The sequence below is a fragment of the Methanomassiliicoccus sp. genome (genome assembly GCA_033485155.1).
Lineage (GTDB): Archaea > Thermoplasmatota > Thermoplasmata > Methanomassiliicoccales > Methanomassiliicoccaceae > UBA6.
This window is the reverse complement of sequence record JAWQJJ010000002.1, coordinates 305,538-329,191: the sequence shown is the minus strand read 5'-3', so window position 1 is coordinate 329,191 and position 23,654 is coordinate 305,538. Positions and strand designations below refer to the sequence as shown.

Genomic DNA, 23,654 nt, shown 5'->3' with positions numbered 1-23,654 from the left:
TCAAATGTTACGCCCAAGGGTCCTGATCGCCGGGGAGAGGAGCGGAACGGGAAAGTCGACCATCACCGTGGGCATCCTCGCCGCCCTGAGGGCGCGGGGGCTGGAGGTACAGCCATTCAAGACTGGGCCGGACTTCCTGGACCCCATGCACCATAACGAGGTCGGGGACCGCATCTCGAGGAACCTCGACACCTGGATGTTTTCGGGTTGGGTCCCCACGGCATTCCAGGCGGCGTCCGACGGCGCCGACATCAGCGTGATCGAGGGGGCGATGGGGCTGTACGACGGCCTGGACGGCCGTTCGGAGGAGGGCAGCTCCGCTCACCTGGCCAAAAGGCTCGGCTGCCCGGTCATCCTGGTCCTCGATGCTGCCTCCACCGCCCGGAGCGTCGGAGCGGTGGCCAAGGGATTCAAGACCTTCGATCCGGCGGTCGACCTTAGGGGGGTCATCTTCAACCGGGTCGGCGGGACGAGGCACCTCGGCATGCTTGAGGACGCCATCCAAGGCCTGGGGTTGGTGAGCCTGGGCGGGATACCGAAGAACAAGGACATCCAGCTGGAGAGCAGACATCTGGGACTGGTACCGGCGAAGGAGACGGACAACAGCTGCAGGTATGACGGCATAAGGGAGATGGTCGAGGCTCACTTGGACCTGGACCAGTTGTGGCGCATCGCCTCGGAGGCCCCCGGCTGGATCGAAGAAAAGAGACCGTGCCTTGAACGCATGGGCGATTTCCGCCTTGCGGTGGCCAGGGACGAAGCTTTCAACTTTTACTACGAGGACAACCTGGACATCATGCGATCGTTGGGAGCCAGCGTGGTCGAGTTCTCCCCGCTGCACGGGGACCTGCCCGACGCCGACGGCTATTACTTCGGAGGAGGTTACCCCGAGTTACATCTTGACGGGCTCGCTTCCAATGCTACGGCCATCGGATCGCTAGCAAGGAGGGTCGAGGAGGGCGCCCCGGTCTACGCAGAGTGCGGCGGCCTGATGTACCTCTGCCGAACGGTCCGGGGGTTGGACGGCGCAGAGAGGGAGATGGCAGGGGTGTTCGATGCCAAGGTGGAGATGACCTCCAAGCTCCAGGCCTTGGGATATGTCGAGGCAAGATGCGTCGACGATTGCGTCCTCTCCCCCGCCGGCGGGGTCACGAGAGGCCATGTGTTCCATTATTCCCGCGTCGCCAGCCATGGGGAGCGAAGCTTCTGCTACGAGCTTTCGAGGAGCAAGGGCATTGACGGGCCGAAGGACGGCCTGGTGAAAGGGAACGCCCTGGCCTCGTACCTCCACCTACATTTCGGGAGCAATCTTGAGTTCGCCAGGGGGTTGGCCCGCTCCTGTCTGAGGGAAGGCTGAACAGACGATAGTTCAGCGACCGATCGCCGAATCCGAGATGGGTTAAGCCGCATCGTCGCCGGACCGATCATCAGGACTTGGTCCTGAGCTCCGCCACGAGGTCCCGGAAGGTGGCGTTGGTCGGCACCGCCTGGACGCGCACCCCCATCTGCTCCAGCCGCTTCCTCGTCGGTCCCCCCATGGCTCCCACTAGTCGGGAGTTGAGCATTCCTATCACTTCGTGGCGGGAGGCGATCCCCTCCGCCGCCTCGATGAACGCGGCAGCCGATAGCGATGAGGAGAAAGCGAAAGCGTCCACCCGCCCTGCCATGCTTTCCTCCACCAGGTAACGAACCTCCGCGCTCTTGGGATCGGCCACCAGATCGTAGAGGATCACTTCGGTGACCTCGGCACCAGCCTGGACCAGGCCGTCGAAGAGGATCCGCTCGCCGTGCGCCGAGCGCAGGAGAAAGACCCGCTTGTACGCCAGGTCCTTGGCCATCTGCCGGATGATCCCTTCGGACGAGTACTCATCAGGAATGACATCCGCCGCGATGCCCCTGGCCGCCATGGCCTTGGCGGTGAGGGGGCCGATGGCGATGCGGAAGGAAGATGAGAGAAGCGATGCCACGTTCTCTCCCCGCCTCGACATCATCTTGACCAGAGCGTCCACCCCGGTGGAGCTTGTCAGCACGACGACGTCCACCTTGCCGTCCCTCGCCGAGGTCAGGAAAGCATCGAACTCTGGCCCGTCGTTCGGTTCGATCCGGAGGGGAGAGGCGGCCACGACCTCGAAGCCCATCTCCCGGGCCGCGAGGATGGATTCCTCCAACTTGTCCTTCGGCCTCATGACCGCCAGCCTCATCGGAGATCACCCAGGACCTCACCGAGATTGGCGACTCCGCCGACCACGACCACCGCCGGGGCGCCGATGTCCTGGCGGCGGCACTCTTCGGCGATGCTTTCAAGGTTGGAAAGCACCACCTTCTGGGACGGGGTGGATCCCCGGTGTACCACCGCCACCGGAGTCGAGGGGTCCATGCCCTCGGCGACCAGCCGGGCCATGTTCTGGTCCAGGTTAGCCATGCCCATGAGGATCACGATGGTCCCTCCCGTCCGCGCCAGCGCGGCCCAGTTGATTCTCTCATCCGGCCGGTCATCGCGCTCGTGGCCGGTGACGAAGGTGACGAGAGGCGCATGATCGCGATGGGTGACCGGGATCCCGGCCATGGCCGGGGCGGCGATGGCTGAGGTGACTCCAGGGACCACGTGCACGGCGACACCGGCCTTCCGGAGCTCCTCGGCTTCCTCCCCTCCCCGCCCGAACATGAATGGGTCTCCGCCCTTCAGACGGATGACCCTGCGGCCCTGCTGGGCCTCCTCGACGATGATGCGGTTGATACCTTCCTGCTTCACCTTGTGGTGGCCGCCCTGCTTCCCGACATCGATGAGCTTGGCTCCGGGCCGCGCCTGAGACAGCAGGTCAGGGTTGGCCAGCTGATCGTAGACGATCACGTCCGCCGACCTCACCAGATCCATGCCCCGGACGGTGATCAGCCCGAGGTCTCCCGGCCCCGCGCCCACGAGGTACACCTCACCGGCCAACATCGCACCCCCCGACCACTGGACCCAGGATCTCGGCTATCGCTGTCAGACCTTCCTTCAGGTTATCCAGCGGAATCGTCCGGTCGACGAACGCCCTTTCCGGCGGGGCCTCGGAGACCACCGAGCCCCGGACGCGAAGGGCGTTGCCCTGCTTCGAAGCCCACACCCCGATGGGCACCGAGCAGCCGCCGCCGAGAGCCCGCAGGACAAAACGCTCGGCCTCCACCTCCGTTCTCGTCCTCTCATCGTCCAGCCGACGAAGGATGGGGAGATGTTGGCTGCCCGCGGCGCACACGACGGCGATGGCCCCCTGACCGACCGCGGGAATGAATACCTCGGGGTCCAGGGTAAAGCCCCGCTCTTCGATCCCCAGGCGGGACAAGCCCGCCCGGGCCAGCACGATGGCGTCGTACTCCCCGTCCTTCCACTTCCTGATCCTTGTTGGGACGTTGCCGCGCAGGTCCCTGACCTCAAGGTCAGGCCTCTTCCACAGCAGCATGGAACGGCGGCGCACGCTGGACGAGCCGACCACCGCCCCCTTGGGCAGGTCCTCGAGCGGGTATCTCGAAAGGAGGATGTCCTCCACCGGGCCCCGCGGCAGGACCGCTGCCAGCTCGGTTCCGGGGGTGAGGTCGACGGGCATGTCTTTGAGGCTGTTGACCGCCGCGTCGATCTCCCCCGAGACGATGCGCTGATCAAGCTCTTTAGTGAACGCTCCATAACCGCCGAGGGAGGCCAGGGGACGGTCGGTGACCCTGTCCCCGATGGTCTTGATCTCCCGGACCTCGATGTCGACCTCCGGGCTGCACCTCCCCAGCTCCCAGACCACCATGGTGGTCTGGGCGAGAGCGAGGGCGCTCCCGCGGGTGCCGATGATCATGAGGAGACCTCCGTGAGGGCCTCGGCGATGGCATCGACCACCCGCCGCACGTCCTCGTCGCTGTGCGCCGTGGACAGGAAGTTCGTCTCGAACTGCGATGGCGCCAGGTAGACGCCGTTTTCCAGCAGCCGGAGGAACATACGGTCGAACAGCGCGGTGTCGGCGCGCAGGGCATCCTGGTAATTCTTCACCGGCTCGGGTGAGAGGAACAGCTGGAACATCGAACCTATTCCCGCCACCTGGTGGGGGACCTTGCTGTCGGAGAGCGCATCCCTCAGCCCATCGCGAAGGGCGGCCCCCTTTCGGTCGAGGGCCTCATGGCCCTGGCGCTCCAGCTCCCTGATGGTCGCCAGCCCGGCGGCCAGGGACATGGGGTTGCCGGAGAATGTGCCGGCCTGGTAGACTTTCCCCACCGGCGACACCATGCTCATGATCTCCTCCGATGCCCCGAACGCCCCGATGGGCATCCCTCCCCCGGCGATCTTGCCCAGGGTGGTCATGTCCGGGGTGACGCCATATAGGCGTTGGGCCCCGCCCATGCTCAGCCGGAAGCCGGTGATGACCTCGTCGAATATGAGCAGCGAGCCGTGCTCGGTGGCCAGCTCCCGGAGGCCCTGGAGGTACCCCTCGTGGGGCAGCACCGGACCGACGTTGCCCATGACCGGCTCGACGATGATCGCCGCTACCTCCCCCCGGTTGGCCTTAAGCACCCGCTGGGCCGAAGCCAGATCATTGTAAGGCGCCAGCAGGGTGTTCGAGGCCACCTCCTCCAGCACCCCGAGGGAATTGGGGGCGCTGTGGGTCGTGGCGCCGGAGCCGGCCTTCACCAGGACGGCGTCGTGGGCACCGTGGAAGCATCCCTCGAACTTGAGGACCTTCTTCCGCCCGGTGTATCCCCTGGCCAGCCGAAGGGCGTGCATGGTCGCCTCGGTCCCGCTGCTCACGATGCGCAGCATCTCCATGGATGGGAAGTTCTTGGTGATCGTTTCGGCGAACTCAATCTCGGCCTCGATCGGTGCGCCGTAGAGAGTCCCTCTCTCGGCCTGTTCCTTCAAGGCCGCAACGACCACCGGGTGGGCATGACCGAGGATCAGGGGGCCGAAGGCCATGCAGTGATCTATGTACTCCCTGCCGTCGACGTCGGTGATGTGGGAGCCCTTCGCCGAGGCGATATAGCGGGGATAAGGCCGGAACGCGCGCACCGGGGAGGAGACCCCTCCGGGCATCAGGTATCTCGCTCTCTCATACATTTGCCTGGACCGCTCGCTCATGGCTTACCCTCCAGCAGCGCGGCGGCCTCCCTGGCGAAGTAGGTGATGATCATGTCCGCCCCTGCCCGCTTGATCGAAAGGAGCGCCTCCATCATCGCCCGGTTGTGGTCCAACCAGCCGTTGGCTGCAGCCGCCTTTATCATTGAGTACTCCCCGCTCACGTTATAAGCGGCGATGGGCAGATCGAAGGTAGAGCGGGCCTCGCGGACAATGTCCAGATACGGGAGCGCGGGCTTGACCATGAGGATGTCGGCGCCCTCCTCCACGTCCTGGCGCATCTCCCTGATGGCCTCCCTGGAGTTAGCAGGGTCCATCTGGTGCGTTCTCCGATCCCCTGACCGGGGGGCGCTCTCCGCCGCATCACGGAACGGGCCGTAGAACGCCGAGGCGTACTTGGCGGCGTATGACATGACGGGCACGTCCTCGAAGCCAGCCTCATCTAGCGATTCTCGGATCACCTTCACCTGACCATCCATCATGCCCGAGGGCGCGATGACGTCCGCCCCGGCCTCGGCCTGGCTTATGGCGGTGAGGCCGTACAGCTCAAGGGTCGAGTCGTTGTCCACCACATCGCCGTGCACCACGCCGCAGTGGCCGTGATCGGTGTACTCGCACAGGCACAGGTCGGCGATGACCAGGACGTCGGACGACGTCTTGATCTCGCGGATGGCCCTCTGTGTGATACCATCCTCAGCCCATGCACCGCTCCCCCGGGCGTCCTTGATGCGTGGTATACCGAACAGCAGGACTGCAGGGATGCCCGCGTCGCTCGCCGCCTTCGCCTCCCTGCCGATGTCGCCAAGCGGGAAAGCGCTGATGCCAGGCATGGAGGCGATCCCCTTGGGGGCGCTGAGGGTTTCGTTGACGAACATCGGATACACGAGGTCCTTGACCGACAGCTCGTTCTCCCTGACAAGGTCCCTAAGGGCAGGCCTCATGCGAAGCCTTCGGCCTCTACTTGCTGGAAACATTAATTACACCGTCCAATCTGAAAATGCCCTCGATTATCTCGATTATCTCCTCATCCCCCTCCCGGAAGGCTTCCTTCAGCACCTTGGTGGGGTCAGCCAGGAACTTCTTGGTCATCACATCGGCGAGGTCCTGAAGGACCGCGTCGGCCGGTTCCTTGCCCGACGATAAGCGGTTCAAGGCCTTGCGGACCTCCCGTTCCTTCATCTCGGCATACTTGCCATACAGGCGCCCCAGGAGCTCGTTGGCCCTCATCTCCTTGATATGCGCCCCGACGGACTCCAGCTCCGATGTGATTATCTTCTCCGCGCTGCGGATCTCGGCGCGACGCTTCAGGAGGTTCTCCTCCGCCTTGCCGCGCAGGCCGTCGATATCGAAATATTCCACGCCGGGCAACTCGGCGACCTCCGCTTCCACGTTGCGGGGGAAGCTGACGTCGATGACAATTATCTCGCTTTCCAGCGTCCGGGAAGCCATCGCCTTCTCCATGTGGCTCCTGGTCAGCACCATGTGCGTCGCCGATGTGGCCACGAGAACGACGTCAGCCTGGGATATGAACTCCACGAAATTGTCGAACCGCACCGCCTTCCCGTTGAGGACCCATGCCAGCTCGACCGCCCGGGAGTAGGTGCGGTTGGATACGAACACCGTCATCGGCTCCTTGCCCACCAGGTGCTTGGCGACGAGGGTGGCCATCTCTCCGGCGCCGACCACCAGAATGTTCTTCCCTTTCAGAGTGCCCAGCTTCTCCTCGGCCAGCTCGACCGCGGCGGTGCCGATGGAGACACAGCCCTTGTTGAGCCGGGTCTCGGTCCGGACCTTCTTGCCCACGGAGATGGCCTTGCGGAAGACGATGGAAAGCATCGGACCGACGGTACCCTCGCGCTCGGCGCGCTCGTACGCCTCCTTGACCTGGGACTGGATCTGGTCCTCCCCGATGATCATCGACTCCAGCCCGCTGGCGACCCGCAGGATGTGCTTCACCGAGTCCCTGCCCGAGAGGTACTGCACCAGGTTCTGGTCGATGTCGAACGGCACCAGGCCATTAACGAGGTCCTCCAGACCCTTCCTGGAGGCGTTGATGTCTTCGGTGGCAAGGTAGATCTCCACCCGATTACAGGTCCGCAAGGCGATGCATTCGTTGACTCCAGGCAACGAAATGGCCGCCCTCATCAACCTGGACGGGTCCAATTCTCCCAGCTTCTCGATGTCGGCCATGCGGGCCTGCTTGTGGGTGATGTGCGCGCTCAGTATGGAGTCCATTCAGCTCACCACGATGCTCATTGCCCTCTCCCGGGCCTTCCCCGGATCGTTCTCCAGGGCCTTCCAGACCTCCTTGTCCTCAAGCACCTTCCACAGCCGCCGCTCCCGCTCGAGCTGCGAGGGCACTCTCTCCTTGGCCGCTTCCCTCAGCTCCTGCTGCAGGACCACCATGAGGTCGTACCGCCGGTCCAGCAGCCTATCCAGCTCCAGACGGAGGTACTTGGACATCCCCGGACTCCGTCCCTCGGTGGATACGGCAACCTTGTAGTTCTCACGCTCCACCACTGACGGTATCAGGAAGGTGGACAGACCGTCGGCCCGATTGCAGAGCCTGCCCCGCAAGGCGGCCTCCGCGGCGATGACATCGTTCGTCCCCTTGTCGTTCGTTGCGGCGATCACCAGGTCGGCCCAGCCGACCATGTTGGTAAGATTATCCTCCACGGTGCCGGAACGGAGGACGATGGAAGGATGGAAGCCATCGACAAACTCACGTGCCACGACGATTACCTCGGCCTCCGAGGCGAGATAGTTGGCCTTCCTCCGGCCCACCTCTCCCCCGCCGAAGACGACAACCTTACGGCTACTCAGATCGACCCATAGCGGTTGCATTTGATCCCCTTGTCAGGAGGGTATCCTCGTAGGAGAGATAATAGTAATCCTATTTAATTGGATGTATCATCCAACTGCAATCCAGCCAAAGGCCCAATTTTCTGGCACGTTGGTCGGGACTTGAAAAAAGGTTAATTAAGGGTGGGCCTAATACCGGCACAACCGCCTCGGCGGTTAGTGACATAGGGGATTTCGAACATGAAGAACGGAGTATTAGTCGTAGGACACGGAAGCAAGCTGCAGTTCAACAAGGACCTGGTTGTCAACGCGGCGACCAAGTTGGCCAAACTGGACGATTTCGGTCCGGTGACCGCGGCGTTCATGCAGCTCAATCAGCCGGACATCAAGACCGGGATCAAGACCCTGGTCGACCAGGGCGTGGACATGATCTACGTCCAGCCATGCTTCCTGGCATCGGGCATCCACCTCACCGAGGATATCCCGGGAGAGATCGGCCTGAAGAAGGGAGAGCGGGAGACCAAGATGGTAGTGGACGGTAAGAACATCACCCTCCGCTACTGCGATCCCATCGGTAACGATGACCGCATCGCCCAGATCCTGGCCGACAGGGTCAGGTCCCGGATGAAGCAGGCATAGGTATGAACCGAAGGGTCCTGGTGCTGGACCTCACCCACGGCGGTGAGGTACTGGCACGGGAGTTCGCATCCATGGGCGATAGTGTAACTGCCGTGGATGTCTATCATACCGCATCGGCGGAAAAGAAAGAGACCTTGGCCGCCGAGGGAGTGCGCGTCCTGGAAGTGGCACCTCCGGAGAGCTTCGACCTAGGGGTCGTGCCGATCCACTGTCCCGACCGTTTCATCGGCCAGGCGATGCTGGACCGGCGCATCACCGCCCACCAGGCGGTCGGAGAACTTGCGTCCTTCGATCTTCCGGTGGTCGAGTTCACCGGAGTCAGGGGTAAGACCTCCGCCTGCCATGTCCTAGCCCACGTCCTGGGGCGGTCTGGGAAAAGTGTGCTCCTGCACACCAGTAGAGGGCGGCATCTGTTCGCCGATGGTGAGTGGAGGACATTGATGGATAAGGTGAGCATTGCCCCGCCCTCGGTCCTCTCCATCTCCAAGGACCATCCGCCGTGCGACGTCGGTGTGTTCGAGGTAAGCCTGGGCGGCACCGGTCTGGCCGACGTATCGGTCATCACTGGCCTGGACGATGATTATCCCATCGCCGCCGGGACGCGAAGGGCCTTCGACGGCAAGGTCCAGATGGCCCGTACCGCCAAGGTGCTGGTCTGCCCGGAGAAGGAGAGAGCCCTATGGGAACCGCACGTTCCCAAGGGTACCCCCTTGATCACCTTTGGCTTGGGAGGAGACCTCGAGATTGCGCTCCCCCAGAAGCTGGCATTGGGCAAGGGTGCCCCGCTGACGGTGCACTGGAAGGGCGAAATGTACGATGTGCGCCTGCCCGGCACCTTCCTCGCCCCCAGCTATACCACCGCTCTCACCGCCGGTCTGGCCGCGGCCGGCGCACTGGGCTCGGACATGGAACGGGCGGTGAGCTCGCTGGCAACATTCAAGGGCGTCCCCGGCCGGGGGGATGTCGCCCGGGAGGGCGGCAAATACCTGATCCGGGAGCGCAACCCCGGCGTCAGCGCGGGCTCGATCGACTGGAACATCGGCGTGCTCGAACGTAACTATGGCCAAATGGACATCGGGATCGCCCTGGACCCGGTGAACCTGAAGGTATGCGAGAAGCTTGACATCGATGACGTGCACAGGGTGCTGTCCTGCCACCCCGCGGTGAAGGGGCAGTACATCATAAACATGCCAGGCCTGGGCCGGGAGGCCTCGGGGTATCTGCGCATCGACGGACCTATGGACGTCCGGGGAAAGCACGATGTCCTGGTGCACTGCATCAAGGAGGGGTACCTGTGAAGGACGTCCTGCACCCCCGCCCGAACCCGATCATCGCCGCCATGTATACCCTGAGGGACCTCGACGTCGATGTCATCCTTATGCACGGCCCGGCCGGGTGCGGCTTCATGGCCGCCCGCCGGCTGGAAGAGGCGGGCGTCAGGGTAATGACCACCGGGATGCAGGAGAACGACCTCATCTTCGGAGCAGAGGAAAAGCTGGTCCGCATCCTGAAGAACATCGACGATCGCTTCCACCCCCGCATCATCGGCGTGGTGGGCACCTGCGCCTCGATGATCATCGGAGAGAATCTCGATGGGGCGGTCAAGAAGGCCGGGGTAAAAGCCACCGTTCTTCCGGTCGACGTGCATGGTTGCTCCGGTCCCAACACCTCCGGAGCGATAAGAACGCTGGAAGTGGCGGCCGAGAAAGGCGTGATATCGGAGAAGGAACGGGATAGGCAGAAGAACATGCTGACCCGGGCAACCGCCATCGAGCGGGAGAGGGGGCTGACGAGCCAGGAATACCTTGAACCTCATCCCGGAGCCACTAAGCTGGCGGTAGGAATGGAGGTGGTCAGGGTGCTGCGCCAGGGCGGCAGGGTCGCCGTGGCCCTTAATGCCAAGAAGGAGACCGCCTACGGTTTCGCGGACATCATGCGTGCCGTCCAATATGCAAGAGAAAAGGTCGGCGGGGAGACCGTTTACATCGGCAACCTGGACCCCGAGGTCGGCCTGCCGAGGATAAGAAGGTACGCCACCAATATCCTGAGGGATCTGGATGAGGCGGGAGCGAGGCCGTCCATACTGACCGGCGGCCTGGACGAGTATCCTGTGGCCGGAGAGCCCGCCTCCCGGGCGCTGGAAGGCTGCCGTGCCGATCTTCGCATCGTGGCCGGTCTCCCCCATGCGGTGCCCGGTCTGCGCGCCGAGGACATCCTGGTCACCGACCAGCCCAGGGAGCTACGCAACTACATCAACCAGGGCTACCTCCGTTCAGTGGGGGAGATCAATACCCATGCCGAGGTCATGAGCACCGACAAGGTGCTCTACTGCGAGCTGGGCAACACCATCAGGGAGATCGTGGATGGGGGGCTGGCATGAGACAGATGGCCATATATGGTAAAGGGGGCATCGGCAAGTCCACGGTGTCCGCCAACCTCGCCGCCTACTTCGCGGAATCGGGGCTGCGGACGTGGTATATCGGCTGCGACCCCAAGTCCGACGGGAGCATGACCCTGCTCCATGGTCGGAAGATACCGACCTTCCTGGAGCAGATGAAGGTGGGTGACGAGGAAGTCGTCTTCCAGGGATTCAAAGGGATCAACTGCGTCGAGACCGGTGGTCCCCTGGCGGGGGTGGGCTGTGCCGGCCGGGGGATCATTGTGGCCGTCCAGAAGCTGGGGCGGGACCACTTCCGGGAGGAGGATGACGTCCTGATTTATGACGTTCCGGGGGACGTGGTGTGCGGCGGCTTCGCCGCTCCCCTCCGGGAGAAGTACGCCAACGAGGTGTACATCGTCACCAGCGGGGAGTACCTCGCGCTGTATGCGGCCAACAACATCGCCCGAGGGCTCGCCAACCTCGGCGTGGCGCTGGGGGGCATCATCTGCAACTCCCGTGAGGTGGAGAACGAGAGGGCAGCGGTCGCCGAGTTCGCCCGCCGCATCGGCTCCCAGCTCATAGGGTTCGTCCCCCGTAGTGCGGTGGTCCGGGATTGTGAGAATCGGGGGATGACGGTGATTGAGGGCGCCCCGAACGATTCACAGGCCGATGCTTACCGACATCTGGGCCGCTCCATCCTAGAGAACCGAGCCATGGCCGTGCCGACGCCCATGGAACCGGAAGACATCCGCGTCCTGCTGCGGGAGACCCGATGACCCCGCCGCGCGTGGTCATCGCCGGAGCGGGCAGCGGGGTCGGCAAGACGGTTATCGCCACCGGCCTGATGTCCCGCCTGTCCCACCGGCGTCGGGTCCAGGGATACAAGGTCGGCCCGGACTTCATCGACCCGATGTACCACGCCGCGGCCACCGGCCGACCGTCCCGGAACCTGGACTCGTTCTTCATGGACCGCGACAAGTTGGTCCACCTTTTTGGATGGTCATCCAAGGACGCGGACCTCGCCGTGGTCGAAGGCGTCCGCGGCCTGTACGACGGGCTGACCGCCACCGGCGATACCGGATCCACTGCAGAGATCGCCAAGTTCATCCGCGCCCCCGTCGTACTCGTGGTCAACGCCCGCAGCCTGGCCAAAAGCGCCGCGGCGCATGTGCTGGGGTTCAAGATGCTCGACCCCGAGGTCGACATTGCGGGCGTCATCCTTAACAACGTCAGCGGGGACCGCCACCGCCAAAAGGCCGTGGAGGCGGTGGAGTCGCTGACGGGGACGGAGGTCCTGGGGACCATCGAGCGGCAACGGGAGCGTCTGCCAGAGAGGCACCTGGGCCTGATAACGATGGACGAGGCGGGGGATGCCGGAAAGCTCATGGCCCAGCTGGAGGAGCTGGTCGCCGACGTCGACCTCGACCGACTGGAGGAGATCGCGCGAAGCGCCCCTCATCTGGAAGCTGAGACCACACCGCCGTTCGAGGTCCGGGAGGACCGGGGGGTCACCTTTGCTGTGCCCCGGGACCGCTCATTCTGCTTCTACTACCAGGAGAACATCGAGGCCCTGGCCGCAGCCGGGGCCAGGGTGGTGACCTTTCGGCCGACCGACGGCGAGCGGCTCCCGGACTGCGATGCCCTGTACATGGGGGGTGGGTATCCAGAGGTCCACGCCGCAGCCCTGGAGGCGAACTCGGACTTCCGCGAGGGGGCGAAGCAGCTATCCGCGGAGGGAGGATTGGTCTACGGGGAATGCGGAGGCATGATGGCGATGTGCCGGTCCATCAACGCTTTCGGAGAGATGCACGACATGGCCGGTATTTTCGATGCCCAGGCCACCCTCACCCGAGACCGGCAGGGGCTGGCGTATGTGAGGGCCAAGGGAACGGAGGACAACTTCCTCTTTCCTGGGATGGAGATCAGGGCGCACGAGTTCCACTACTCTCGCCTGGAGCCACTGCCACCAGGCCCCTACGGCTTCGCTGTTCTCAGGGGCACCGGGATAGGCGGGGCCATGGATGGCATAATGGTGAGGCGGTCGATGGGCACATATATGCACCAGCATGCCCTGGCCAACCTCTCCTGGGGGCCCTCCCTGGTCCGAGCCGCCGGTGAGCGGCCCGAAAGCGGCCTTCAGACCTGACCTGCCATGCGCCCCAGGTAAGCGTGGACGTCCAGCGCGCAACCCTTGGCGTCTTGCACTGCCGTCGGCAGATCCATCGGGCCCTTGGCCGAGCCGGCAAGGAAGACGCCGGCCACGGAGGTGCGCGAACCGTCGGCCGTGGGGAATCCAGTGACCCCCTGGGCAATCCCCACCTCATCCATCATCAGGAGGTTGGAGGCAGACTGCCTGACGCCGGTGGCGAGGATGACCAGGTCGGCAGGGATCTCGTAAAGTTCCCGGAGCAGGGTGTTCTCTCCGCACACCACCAGGCGGCCATCCCTCTCCATCACCAGCGACGGTTGGCCTCTGATAAAACGCACACCGGTCCGCCTGGCCTCCCGATATAGGGCCTCCTGCCCCACCCCTGCGGTGCGGATGTCGATGTACAGGACGGTGACCTCCGCTTCCGGGTTCCCCTTCTTCAAAGCGAGGGCGTTCTTGATGGAGCTGGCGCAGCACAGGGCGCTGCAGTAGGGGACCCCCCGCCGTTCGGTCCGAGACCCCACGCACTGCACGAAGACCGCTGCTCTCAGCTCCCCATCAGCCGGATCTTTGCCCAGAGCCAGGCGCTCCTCGAGCTCCATGGTCGTCAGGACCCCTTTCTTGAGGCCGTGCCCGAACTCGGGCACGAGCGCCGCAGGAACGCACTCCAGCCCAGTGGCAAGCACCACCGCATCGGCCTCGATACGCTGCCCGTCGTCCAGCTCGACGGCGTGCTTCCCTTCCCGAGGCTCCCAGGAGGTAACCTCCCGGGAAAGGAAGGTCCCTATGCCACCGTCCCCTTCGACCCGATCGACAAGTTGATGTACGATCGGCCAGGACGGACGGCGATCCGGGAAGAGCAGATGGAGTCTGGATGCCCGACCCCCGAGGCACGGGCTTCGTTCCACGAGGGATACCTCATGACCCAGGGACGAAAGGGCCAAGGAGGCCGACATCCCGGCGATCCCTCCGCCGATGATCAGTACCTTTCCCCGCGCCCTCGACTTGGCTCCTTCCCGGCTCACGAGGCCTCTAACGCCGGCGGATTTCATCAATCTTTTGCACCGCAGGAATGTCGTCGCCGGTGATAATCACCCTTCTCCGGAGGGCCCCTAAGGGATCGGCAGGAGAGACCCTTGCCCAGGAAGGCCAGTCATCCAGTTGCATCTCGTTCGGGGATGCTTTCCCGCCTAGTAGTATCGATGATGATAACCACGTGCTAACCGGTTTATAACGTCCTTCTAGTCGCGTAGAATGGGACTTCGGTCCTAGTGATTTCAGATGGGATGCACGAACAGTCTTACGGAGACGGAGGTCTGCAGAGGCTTCCGCGGCGTCATCAACGATGGAGTGGCCACCTCGGTCATGTCCACGTTGACGAGCAGCACCTTCCTCACCGCCTTCGCCCTCTCTCTGGGAGCTTCTGAGCTGGTGATCGGGTTGTTGGCGATGATACCCGCCCTTGCGAACATCATCCAGTTGCCAACGATCTACCTCATTGAGAGGGTTCGCGTCCGCCGATCCATAACCATCACGGCCGCAGCCCTCAGCCGGGCCTTCTGGCTCGTGATCGCCATCATCCCCATGGTCGTCCCCTTCGAGATCGCTCTCCCGCTGGTGCTCGTAGCTTTGGTGCCCAACTCCATCCTCGGCTCCATCGGCGGGTGCAGCTGGAACTCCTGGATGCACGACCTTCTCCCAACCCGCCACCTGGGGAAGTTCTTCTCCAAGCGCATGCTGCTGGCCACCGCTTCCAGCATACCGATGGGTCTGTTCGCGGGCTTCTTCCTCACCTGGTGGGGCAACGCCTTCCCGTCCATGGCCATCGAGGGATACTCCATCCTGTTCATCGGCGGGTTCGTGGTCGGCCTCATCGGCGTGCTATGCATATCTACCATTCCCGAGCCGGAAATGACGAGCGCCGGGAATATGCCCAAGTTTGGGACCCTCCTCAGAAAGCCCTTCGAGGACCCCAACTTCAAGAACCTGATAGTGTTCCTTACCTCCTGGAGCTTCGCCATCAACCTCGCGCTGCCGTTCCTGAGCGTGTACATGCTCACCAGCCTGGGCATGGACACTTCGTCGGTAATGGTGTTCACGGTCATCGGTCAAATCTCAAGCCTCGCCTTCTTCAAGATGTGGGGCAACCTCTCCGACCGCTACTCCAACAAGTCAGTGCTGCGCGTGTCCGGTCCCATCCTCATCGGGTGCTTCCTGCTGTGGGCCTCCACGGTGCTCTTCCACTCGACCTCCATCATCGTCCTGCTGGTCGTGGTGGCGGAAGTGATGATGGGTATGGCCACCTCTGGGGTGGGCCTGGTCTCCGGCAACATCAGCCTCAAGCTGGCCCCCAGCGGGGAGGCCACCGCCTACCTGGCCTCATCCTCGCTGTTCGCAGCGCTGGCTACGGGCATCGCTCCCCTCCTGGGCGGGATCATTGCCATGTACGTTCCGAATTGGGAGTACTTCTTCCTCGCCGCCGCTATGCTAGGTTTTTTCTCCTTGCACAGGCTTACCCTAATAAAGGAGGACGGCGAAGTGCAAGAGCGCGTAGTAGTGAAGGAGCTCCTCTGTGAGATAAGGAAGGGGTGCTCCGCCAGCCACCTCAGGAAGGGCATCTATGATGCTTCCGTCGGGCTGGTCGAGGCCACTGCCGCGCGCTATCGACGGAGCCGGACCGAGGACGGTCTGACCCCCAACTCCCCTCTGTCCTCCAGGAGGTACTGATGAAGTTACCGACCGCATTGCAGAGCTTATCCCTGTTGGGAGTGGCTGCCGTCCTGTTGGCGATCCCTCTGTTCATCGTCAGCGTCGTTATCGGCAGGCTCTACGACGATCCCGAGCCACGAAGGTTCGTGGAATTTGTCCTCCTTCCCCCATCAGACTAAGCTAAGGCCCGCGACCTTTGGTCCTTCCGCTTGACGGAGGCATAGGCCACCGGCGACCCGGCCTACTGAAACAGCACCCCGTCGCGTCCTCGGAGGATGCGCCCTGTTCTTAGGCTCACACATACCCTAGCCGTGGCTTTCCATGGCGATCGACCTTCGAACCGACCGATCACCGCGACCCGGAGGGGGACGCCCTATCGCTCCCTTCCTCCGGCGCCTCCAACAGCTCCCCCCGTTTCTCCCTGATGAAGAGAAACCCGCCGCCCACGATGGCACAGGCCCCCGCCATTAACTTGGGCGGGAGGTCCACGGCGTCCACGGGAGAAAATAGCAGCGCCACGATACTGAGCCCTCCTACTACCGCCAGCAGGGCGAACAGGGGCAGGCGGATGGCCCGCACGCGCTCCACCAGACCCTCCCAGGAGCCAAGCTTGTCGTGGTACAGTGCGGTGATGATGATGAGGAACGATGCCCCGAAGAGCCATTCCAGGGGGGAGGTGATCTCGGTGACGAATGAGTTCTCGAAGTAGCCTGGATAGTGGTACGGTTGGAATGGGCCGAGCGCGGGCCACAGCAAGGTGACCGGATTGTCCCACATGGTGTCCAGCACCAGATGGCTGGCGACCCCCACGGCCAGGACGAGGACCAGAGGAGTCAACTTGGACCTCCAGGCCACCACCCCGACCAGAGTGATCATCCCCAGGAACAGGAGGGAGTGGGCAAAGATGCGTCCGGAATCGAGAGTGCTCTGCAGTAGGAGATGACCGAGGGGCTTGTCGATGATGTCAGGCAGTATGGCGCCCAACGCGGCCGCCAGGACCACCCTCCTGTCGCCCATAGAGCGATATAGGAGCAGGCCCAGCATCGTGCCGATGAGCAGATGACAGAAGACGAGCACGGCCGTGCATGATGGTCGTCCTAAAAATAATTGACCACGCCAATTTTTATATTCTACCTTGACCGAAACCTATCTGACGAGCTATGGCCGATCCGGGCAAAGGGTGGATTAAGGAATTAAATTACATGCGGGCGTTCGCCATACTGGGCGTGGTGGCCATCCACGCCGTCAGCTATTCTGAAGCCATCACCGGACAGAGCATGATCCCCCCGGCCGCCGAGTACATTGCTCACCTGAGCGACTTTGCCGTTCCCCTCTTCTTCATCATCTCCGGCTATATCCTGGCACTTCGGCCTCTGGAGCCCAAGGATCGAGGCACCTTCTACCGCCGCCGCCTGTTGACGGTAGTGCCCCCATACATCTTCTTCTCCACCGTCTACCTGCTCTACAACTACCTTATCATGGGTCAGACCGACCTGTTCCAGGCGGCATGGTCCTACCTACTGTTCGACACCACTGGGGTCTTCTGGTTTCTCGGGGCGATGATCCAGATGTACCTCCTGTTCCCCTTCCTTTCGATTTGGCTGGATCGACTGATCGTCGCCCGCAAGGCCTGGAAGCTGCCGGTGTACGCCGGCATATTGTACGTGGCGTGGTGGGCTGTCCTGCTCGGTGCCACCACCGACTCGGTCAACGCCCTCTCCCTGCCCACCGACAACGCCGGAGGCCGACTGGCCGAGCTGCTGTTCCCGGGATACCTCCTGTTCTTCGCCCTGGGCATGTACCTCGCTCGCACCCCCGGGACCGGCCTCCGGAGCATCAACGGGATCGGCCGCCTGCCTATGGCCGTCATCGTCCTGGCCATGCCCATAGGCATGGGGCTCATGGGAAAAGGGTCCTTCTTGTGGGCCATGGTCGTCGTACCGTACGCCATCCTCGCTTCCTCCCTGGTATACCGGGCCTCGGCCGTGCTGGCCTCCAGGCAAGGGATGATCTCTTCGCTCTTCGAGGTCCTGGGACGATACTCGTTCGGGATCTATATGGTGCATATCCTAGCGCTCGCGATCGTGGTGAACCGCCTGTGGGCCGTCGGCCTGTTCGCCTCCGACGTAGGATTCTACCTCCTGATGTACGTGGGGGCCATCGTCGTCAGCGTGGCCATATTATTCATCATCGACCTGTTCCCGTACGGCACGAAGGTCTCCGGGGTCCGGACCAAGGGCGGGGGACGCCAGAGGCTGCGATGGTGGAGGGCGACGGATTGAACACTGTTAAGACGGCTATTTAGCCTCCAGGAGGTTCGGTTCTTCCGTTCGAAGCTATGAAAGGGTTATTATCAACGATTTGGTTCTAAGGGCGGGAGGACCATGTTAGAGATCAAGAACCTCACTGTCGAGGTGGGCAACCGCCGCGTGCTGAAGGACATAAACCTCTCGGTCATGTCCGGCTCCACCAGCGTGCTGTTCGGGCCCAACGGCTCGGGCAAATCGACCCTCCTCTCTACCATCATGGGATTGGGCAACTACAAGGTAGTCAGCGGCCAGATAGTCCTGGACGGTAAGGACATCACGGACATGCCCATTCACGAGCGGGCCAAGCTCGGTATTGGGCTGATGTCCCAGCGCCCCCCGAACCTGGTTGGAGTGCAGCTGAAGACCATGCTTCGTGTCACCGGTCACGGGAAAGTGGACCCCAACGCCCTGGCCGGCACCCTGGGGATGGACAGGTTCCTGGACCGGGATGTCAACGTGGGGTTCTCCGGCGGCGAGATCAAGCGCTCCGAGCTGCTCCAGCTGGCAGCGCAGAATCCCTGCATGTATCTCCTGGACGAGCCGGAGTCGGGAGTCGACCTGGAGAGCATCGAGAAGGTCGGTAAGATGATCCATGATCTGATCGCCGGCGGCATCACCTGCGCCGGGAGGCGGGAGCGTGAGGGCAAGAGCGCCCTGGTCATCACCCACACCGGGCAGATTTTAGACTACATGGAGGCAGACCGCGGGTACGTGCTGTGCAACGGCACCATCTCCTGCGCTGGCAATCCGAGGGAGCTGTTGAGGGAAATCCGCGCGAAGGGCTACGAGGAGTGTGTCAAATGTCGGCTAGTAAGGATGAACTGAAGAAGCGTGCGGAAAGCGCCCTGCAGAAGAAAGCCAGCTTCGGGGAGGATTTCGATCTCAGTAAGTTCAGGGAGGGCGCCAACGATATACCTCTGGAATCCAGCCTGGTGAAGCTTCCTGACGAGCTGCAGGACACCCTCCTACGCTCCGGGGTCGTCCCTTCGGAGCAGGGGCGGGAGGGCAGCTTCGTCATCCTCGACAACTCGGTGATCGCTTCCTCCACCCTGGGAAAGGGGTTCGAGCTGATGGACACCCGCGAGGCTCTGAAGAAGCACGATTGGCTCAAGGATTATTCCTGGCAGGCGGTGCAGCCCGACGCCGATAAGTATACTGCTAGCACCTACCTCGCCGATGCTCCGGGCTACTTCATTCGGGCGCTGCCGGGGCAGAAGGTCAAGCTGCCGGTACAGACCTGCCTGATGGTGGGCCACGAGAACACCGCCCAGACCATCCACAACATCATCATCGTGGAGGAGGGCGCTTCCCTCGAGGTCGTCACCGGATGCGCCACCAGTCCCCATGTCGAGCGGGCGATCCACATGGGCATCTCGGAGTTCTATGTCCATAAAGGTGGGAAGCTCACCTTTACGATGATACACAACTGGGCCGAGCAGGTGGGGGTGCGGCCTCGCACCGGGATCGTAGTGGAGGAAGGCGGGTCGTACGTGAATAACTATGTCATTCTCAAGAAGGTCCGCAGCGTGCAGACCTATCCCACCGCCAAGCTGGTCGGCAGGGGGGCCGTCGCCCACTTCAATACCGTGGCTGTCGCCCAACCGGGCGCGGAGCTGGACCTGGGTTCCCGGGCCATCCTCAGCGCTCCGGGGTCCAAGGCCGAGATCATCTCCCGATCAATCACCACCGGCGGCACGGTGATCAACCGCGGCCGGCTGGTCGGCGAAGCCCCGGATATCAAGGCCCATCTGGAGTGCCGCGGCCTCATCCTGGGGAACAAGGGTGCGAACATCGCCATACCTGAGCTGGAGGCCCGGGTGCCGGACGTGGAGATGACCCATGAGGCTTCGCTGGGCAAGATCGCCCGGGACCAGGTGGAGTACATCATGTCCCGCGGTCTGACCGAGGAGGAGGCGGTGGGCATGATCGTCCGCGGGTTCCTAGAGGTCGGCATCCGGAACATTCCGGAGGAGCTTAAGGCGGAGATCGACCAGACCATAGCCCAGAGCGAGCTGGCCAAAGGCTAGACCGCTCTGGCCCCAAATCTTTATATTATTATAGAATTATCAGCAAAAGGTCGGTCAGGGGACATTAATATCAGTCCGCATAGTCAATCTGGCCGGCACATAATTTGTGTGGAATACGAATATGCCGGTAAAAAGATTAATAAGGCATCTATACTTCCGGAATACTCAGTACGGAGGCACTCTGTAATGAGAATTTCAGCAGACCAGGAGGAACTTTGCATCCTTGAGGCAATAAGGACTGCAAATGCTCACCGGGAAGAACTGGCCGAGTCGTTGGTAGACAACTCGGTACTGATCATCATGGCGGCGACCGCCAGGCGTGACCTGACCGTTCGCGAGATCTCGACCGTGACCGCGATACCCTTGGCCACCTGCTACAAGCTGGTGGAGAAGATGGCGGGCATCGGGCTACTCGCTGAGACCGGGAAGGTTCGCACCTCGACCCGGGGCAAGGCATCGATGTACAGCTCGTCCATGAAGACCTTCGGGGTCGACGTGTCCAATGGGCTTATCGAGATCAGCATCGTGTGGAAGAACGGCCAGACCATGAGCGTGGTACGGGAAGTATGCTCCACTGCGATATCCAACGAGATCGTATCCAGCGCCGAGGCCGAAGGCCTGGCGACCAAGTGAAAACGACCATCATCGAAGCTTTTCCACGCCGTGGTTCCCGAGGCCCGGCGTGGTAAACTCCTCTTTCTTTATGTACGCCCCTCGGATTCGGCCAGCAGTCCATTCACATGGTCCATATCCACACGGCGGGTCGATCGTTTAATGATGATTCTTATAAATTAGTAAAGCTATTATATTCCTAAGGGGTGTCCTAGCCGAGGAATCTGATTGTTACCCCAGGGTCAGAGACCGCCAGCTGTAGCCATTGCCGCCATCCTTTTGGTGTGCTCGCTCTCCCCCCTGGTCCTGGTCTCCGGCCCGGCCGAAGCGAGGTTAAGCGGGGCAGAGCCCCTGAACGGTAATCAGGAGCTCATCGCCAACCCCTCTCTGCCGTACATCTACTACGGAGGCAATTCGCAGATCACCGCGTACAACTATCAGACCGGGGCAAGGACCTCCGAGGGACTCAGTGGGGCAAGCTCCTACGTAGACTCCATGGACCTCAGCGCCGACGGAACCAAGCTGGCGGTCGCCTGTGGCGCGACCATATACATCTTGACCTTGACAGCGGGAGTGCCGACCTCGTCGAGCGCCATCAGCTCACAGAGCGGGAACGTGAAGAGCCTCTGTTTCGGCGCCGATGGCGGCATATATGTCACGTACGAGAGCAGTTCGTACATCGATACTTATAACCCGTCCTCAGGTTACGTCGCCGGCCTGGGTGTGGACACGGGACTGGCCAACACCTGCATCCTAAGGACCAATGAGGCCCGGACAGTGCTTTTGGCAGCGACCATGGGGAGTGCCGCCGATACCGTCATCATAAGTTATTCTCTCGCCGGGGGCTCCACAGCGATTCCCTCCAAGACCGGCCAGCTGGGGTCCGTCACCGGCAAGCTGGCCCAGTTCGAGGCTACTAACGACCGCATCTATCTGGCGTGCACCAACGCGGCGGGCATACAGGTAGTCTCTCTATCCACGATGGCCCTCGAGACGGTCTTCAGCATGCCGTCATACCCCTCCGGAGTCGCCCTCTCCCGGGACGACTCGGTGATCTACGGCATCAGCACGGGAGGGACTTACCCTGCCGGCCAGTCCGTCATCTACGCTTTCGATCATTCCGGCAACCAGCTCTCCAGGAAGTATGTGAGCTACGAGACTGGGCCAATCGTTCCCACCGCCGACAGCTGGGTCGTGGGCACCGCTGCCCCGCTCACCCTGGAGACGATCGGCCCGGAGATCGAGGCCAACTCCCCCGCCGCGGACGCGGTGTACGCTTACTCTCCCGCTTACGTCCGGTTCAACATAACCCACGATCCGGTGATCGAGGCTTCGTCGATCACCGCAACCGTCGACGGCACGGTGTATCCCGTGCTGCGGATGAGCTCCGACGTCTACCAGATCAACCTGACCTCTGCGCTCTCTCCCGGCACCCACGCCGTGGAGGTCGACGTTCCTTGGGGGGGAACGACCGTCCCAGCCACCTGGACCTTCGTCAGCGGCTCCGCCGAGGCCACGGCCCTCCGGCCGATGTTGAACCTAGTCGAGCCGGCGGCAGGCTCGAGCTCCACCGTCAGCCCCGACCGCATCGTCCTGGAGATGACCGCGGCGTCGCCTCCGCCCTACAAGGCCAACGCTACCGTCACGGTTAACGACCTGGCCCTGAGCGCGGTCGCCGGACCTGACGATCCCTCGAGGTTCGTCGCCACCATCCCGTCCGGCCTGGACCTGGTCGGCGACAATACCGTGACCGCCCGCGTCTCGACCGACGGCCTCGAAGTGAACGACTCGTGGACCTTCACAGTGGTCGATGACACAGCCTCCGGATGGGCGGGAGGGACGGTCGATTATGGTGACAACTTCAGTATGCCCTCGCCCGCCGATTGGACGGTCCAACGGGACTCCAGGGGGTGGGAACTGACGATCACCGGGCCGTCGTACAACAGCGTCAGCACCACCGTTCTCGTGGATATCGCCCACGACACCTCGGTCAGGGCGAACCAGGCCTATATCGACACCTACGCCCAGACGGTCCTCTCGGACACCATCAAAGGGGGCGAGCCGGCGGAGATGGTCGGGGACGTCAATCACACCGCAATCTCCTACCTGACCGCCGGAGTGTGGAAGATCCGCCTTACCGCCCAGGGCATCCAGGAGGCTTATGCGCTGATCGTGGACGAGGTCAACGGGAACCGCTGGCTCATCAAGTGCTCGGCTTCCGACACCAACTTCATAGACCTGTGGCCGACCTTCGAGCACGTGATCAGCGGGGTGAAGATCAAGGCCGACAACATCACCCCGGTGGTCGCTCCTCCGGGGACCCAGGGTTATGCTTACTATCGCATGCTGGGCGACTACCAGCTGATGGTGCCGGATAACTGGACCCTCAAGCGAGAGGCCGTCATTGGCGATACCACAGCATCGCTCAAGCTCACCGGCCCTCGCGTCGGGGAGCTTCATGTCACCATCCTCCTTGAGAACGGCACCGATCCGTCGCTCCGGGACGACCCCGCCTATCTGCCATCCCTGGTCCCGAACAAGTTCCTTCCCGGACTGAAGGCCAGGGGCATCGAGGCCTCGGTGTATGAGGGGGCACGCATCCTGAGCATTTCCGATCATACCGCCATGGTGTTCTCCATCACGTGGACAGATCCGCAGAACAATATAACGATGATCCAGGAGGTCTACTACATCGTGGACGGGCCAAGCCATCGCTACTGGATGTTTACCTGCGAGACTCCTGAAGGGGCTTATCAGTCCTACGCCCCGATCTTCGACCGGGTCGCCCAGAGCTTTTCCCCGCTCAGCCGGGCGGGCGCCCCGTCCGCCGAGAGCGGCCCGATCTCCGAGACCGTCCTGGTGTTCGCGGTGCTGGGCATCATCGCGGCGGCGACCATCATCCTCGTGGTGGCGAAACGGTATCGGCCGAGGATCTGAG

22 protein-coding genes are annotated in these 23,654 nt (G+C 62.7%); 13 read left to right on the top strand and 9 right to left on the bottom strand.

Annotated features, from left to right (window positions below; translation table 11 throughout):
- Positions 1 to 4: 4 nt before the first annotated feature.
- The gene (locus tag SA339_04590) at positions 5 to 1,357 is read left to right on the top strand and encodes a cobyrinate a,c-diamide synthase (GenBank protein MDW5562485.1); all 1,353 of its coding nucleotides are present in this window, start codon (positions 5 to 7) and stop codon (positions 1,355 to 1,357) included.
- A 70-nt stretch (positions 1,358 to 1,427) separates the two neighbouring features.
- Here SA339_04590 and SA339_04585 read toward each other — a convergent pair whose 3' ends face one another.
- Genes SA339_04585 through SA339_04555 form a run of 7 tightly spaced genes read right to left on the bottom strand, consistent with a single transcriptional unit; the run spans position 1,428 to position 7,933 of the window.
- The gene (locus tag SA339_04585; GenBank protein ID MDW5562484.1) at positions 1,428 to 2,186 is read right to left on the bottom strand and encodes a uroporphyrinogen-III synthase; all 759 of its coding nucleotides are present in this window, start codon (positions 2,184 to 2,186) and stop codon (positions 1,428 to 1,430) included.
- Between the two features lie 11 nt (positions 2,187 to 2,197).
- Positions 2,198 to 2,944, bottom strand: a complete 747-nt coding sequence (gene cobA / locus SA339_04580; GenBank protein MDW5562483.1) for a uroporphyrinogen-III C-methyltransferase — start codon at positions 2,942 to 2,944, stop codon at positions 2,198 to 2,200.
- A complete protein-coding gene (gene hemC / locus SA339_04575; GenBank protein ID MDW5562482.1) occupies positions 2,931 to 3,821 on the bottom strand; it encodes a hydroxymethylbilane synthase in 891 nt (296 codons plus the stop codon). The genes cobA and hemC overlap by 14 nt, the downstream gene beginning before the upstream one ends.
- Positions 3,818 to 5,092 carry a glutamate-1-semialdehyde 2,1-aminomutase gene (hemL, locus tag SA339_04570; protein ID MDW5562481.1) on the bottom strand — a complete coding sequence of 425 codons (1,275 nt, stop codon included), beginning with the start codon at positions 5,090 to 5,092 and terminating at the stop codon, positions 3,818 to 3,820. Before hemL ends, hemC begins: the two co-directional genes overlap by 4 nt.
- Positions 5,089 to 6,030: a porphobilinogen synthase gene (gene hemB, locus SA339_04565; GenBank protein ID MDW5562480.1), complete on the bottom strand. Its 942-nt coding sequence runs from the start codon at positions 6,028 to 6,030 to the stop codon at positions 5,089 to 5,091. Before hemB ends, hemL begins: the two co-directional genes overlap by 4 nt.
- A 16-nt stretch (positions 6,031 to 6,046) precedes the next feature.
- Positions 6,047 to 7,324, bottom strand: coding sequence for a glutamyl-tRNA reductase (gene hemA / locus SA339_04560; protein MDW5562479.1), 1,278 nt, complete (start codon positions 7,322 to 7,324; stop codon positions 6,047 to 6,049).
- Complete coding sequence (locus SA339_04555; protein MDW5562478.1) at positions 7,325 to 7,933, bottom strand: NAD(P)-dependent oxidoreductase; 609 nt, start codon at positions 7,931 to 7,933, stop codon at positions 7,325 to 7,327. It lies immediately after the preceding gene.
- Positions 7,934 to 8,131: 198 nt separating this feature from the next.
- Between SA339_04555 and cfbA the strand changes: the two genes are divergently transcribed.
- The 5 genes from cfbA to SA339_04530 are packed head-to-tail and all read left to right on the top strand — an operon-like array spanning position 8,132 to position 13,056.
- On the top strand, positions 8,132 to 8,530 hold the full coding sequence (gene cfbA / locus SA339_04550) for a sirohydrochlorin nickelochelatase (GenBank protein ID MDW5562477.1): 399 nt from the start codon (positions 8,132 to 8,134) through the stop codon (positions 8,528 to 8,530).
- Between the two features lie 2 nt (positions 8,531 to 8,532).
- Entirely contained in the window at positions 8,533 to 9,828 is a 1,296-nt protein-coding gene (gene cfbE / locus SA339_04545) for a coenzyme F430 synthase (protein ID MDW5562476.1), read from the top strand.
- The gene (cfbD, locus tag SA339_04540) at positions 9,825 to 10,910 is read left to right on the top strand and encodes a Ni-sirohydrochlorin a,c-diamide reductive cyclase catalytic subunit (GenBank protein ID MDW5562475.1); all 1,086 of its coding nucleotides are present in this window, start codon (positions 9,825 to 9,827) and stop codon (positions 10,908 to 10,910) included. The genes cfbE and cfbD overlap by 4 nt, the downstream gene beginning before the upstream one ends.
- On the top strand, positions 10,907 to 11,686 hold the full coding sequence (locus SA339_04535) for a nitrogenase iron protein NifH (GenBank protein MDW5562474.1): 780 nt from the start codon (positions 10,907 to 10,909) through the stop codon (positions 11,684 to 11,686). The genes cfbD and SA339_04535 overlap by 4 nt, the downstream gene beginning before the upstream one ends.
- Positions 11,683 to 13,056 carry a cobyrinate a,c-diamide synthase gene (locus SA339_04530; GenBank protein ID MDW5562473.1) on the top strand — a complete coding sequence of 458 codons (1,374 nt, stop codon included), beginning with the start codon at positions 11,683 to 11,685 and terminating at the stop codon, positions 13,054 to 13,056. Before SA339_04535 ends, SA339_04530 begins: the two co-directional genes overlap by 4 nt.
- On the opposite strand, the gene SA339_04525 is transcribed toward SA339_04530, so the two are convergent.
- Positions 13,047 to 14,084 carry an FAD-dependent oxidoreductase gene (locus tag SA339_04525; protein MDW5562472.1) on the bottom strand — a complete coding sequence of 346 codons (1,038 nt, stop codon included), beginning with the start codon at positions 14,082 to 14,084 and terminating at the stop codon, positions 13,047 to 13,049. The two genes, SA339_04530 and SA339_04525, sit on opposite strands and share 10 nt — an antisense overlap.
- Before the next feature lie 256 nt (positions 14,085 to 14,340).
- Between SA339_04525 and SA339_04520 the strand changes: the two genes are divergently transcribed.
- Positions 14,341 to 15,786: an MFS transporter gene (locus SA339_04520; protein ID MDW5562471.1), complete on the top strand. Its 1,446-nt coding sequence runs from the start codon at positions 14,341 to 14,343 to the stop codon at positions 15,784 to 15,786.
- Positions 15,786 to 15,947 carry a hypothetical protein gene (locus SA339_04515; GenBank protein MDW5562470.1) on the top strand — a complete coding sequence of 54 codons (162 nt, stop codon included), beginning with the start codon at positions 15,786 to 15,788 and terminating at the stop codon, positions 15,945 to 15,947. The genes SA339_04520 and SA339_04515 overlap by 1 nt, the downstream gene beginning before the upstream one ends.
- Positions 15,948 to 16,116: 169 nt before the next feature.
- Here the strand turns inward: SA339_04515 and SA339_04510 are convergent, their stop codons facing one another.
- Positions 16,117 to 16,845: a metal-dependent hydrolase gene (locus SA339_04510; GenBank protein MDW5562469.1), complete on the bottom strand. Its 729-nt coding sequence runs from the start codon at positions 16,843 to 16,845 to the stop codon at positions 16,117 to 16,119.
- An 83-nt stretch (positions 16,846 to 16,928) separates the two neighbouring features.
- Between SA339_04510 and SA339_04505 the strand changes: the two genes are divergently transcribed.
- The 5 genes from SA339_04505 to SA339_04485 all read left to right on the top strand — a co-directional run bounded on the left by SA339_04505 (position 16,929) and on the right by SA339_04485 (position 23,653).
- Positions 16,929 to 18,050: an acyltransferase gene (locus SA339_04505; GenBank protein MDW5562468.1), complete on the top strand. Its 1,122-nt coding sequence runs from the start codon at positions 16,929 to 16,931 to the stop codon at positions 18,048 to 18,050.
- A gap of 102 nt (positions 18,051 to 18,152) precedes the next feature.
- Positions 18,153 to 18,902, top strand: a complete 750-nt coding sequence (locus tag SA339_04500; protein ID MDW5562467.1) for an ABC transporter ATP-binding protein — start codon at positions 18,153 to 18,155, stop codon at positions 18,900 to 18,902.
- Entirely contained in the window at positions 18,878 to 20,104 is a 1,227-nt protein-coding gene (locus SA339_04495) for a SufD family Fe-S cluster assembly protein (GenBank protein ID MDW5562466.1), read from the top strand. The genes SA339_04500 and SA339_04495 overlap by 25 nt, the downstream gene beginning before the upstream one ends.
- 186 nt (positions 20,105 to 20,290) lie before the next feature.
- Complete coding sequence (locus SA339_04490) at positions 20,291 to 20,737, top strand: hypothetical protein (protein MDW5562465.1); 447 nt, start codon at positions 20,291 to 20,293, stop codon at positions 20,735 to 20,737.
- Positions 20,738 to 20,944: 207 nt separating this feature from the next.
- Entirely contained in the window at positions 20,945 to 23,653 is a 2,709-nt protein-coding gene (locus tag SA339_04485) for a hypothetical protein (GenBank protein MDW5562464.1), read from the top strand.
- Position 23,654: the final 1 nt, after the last annotated feature.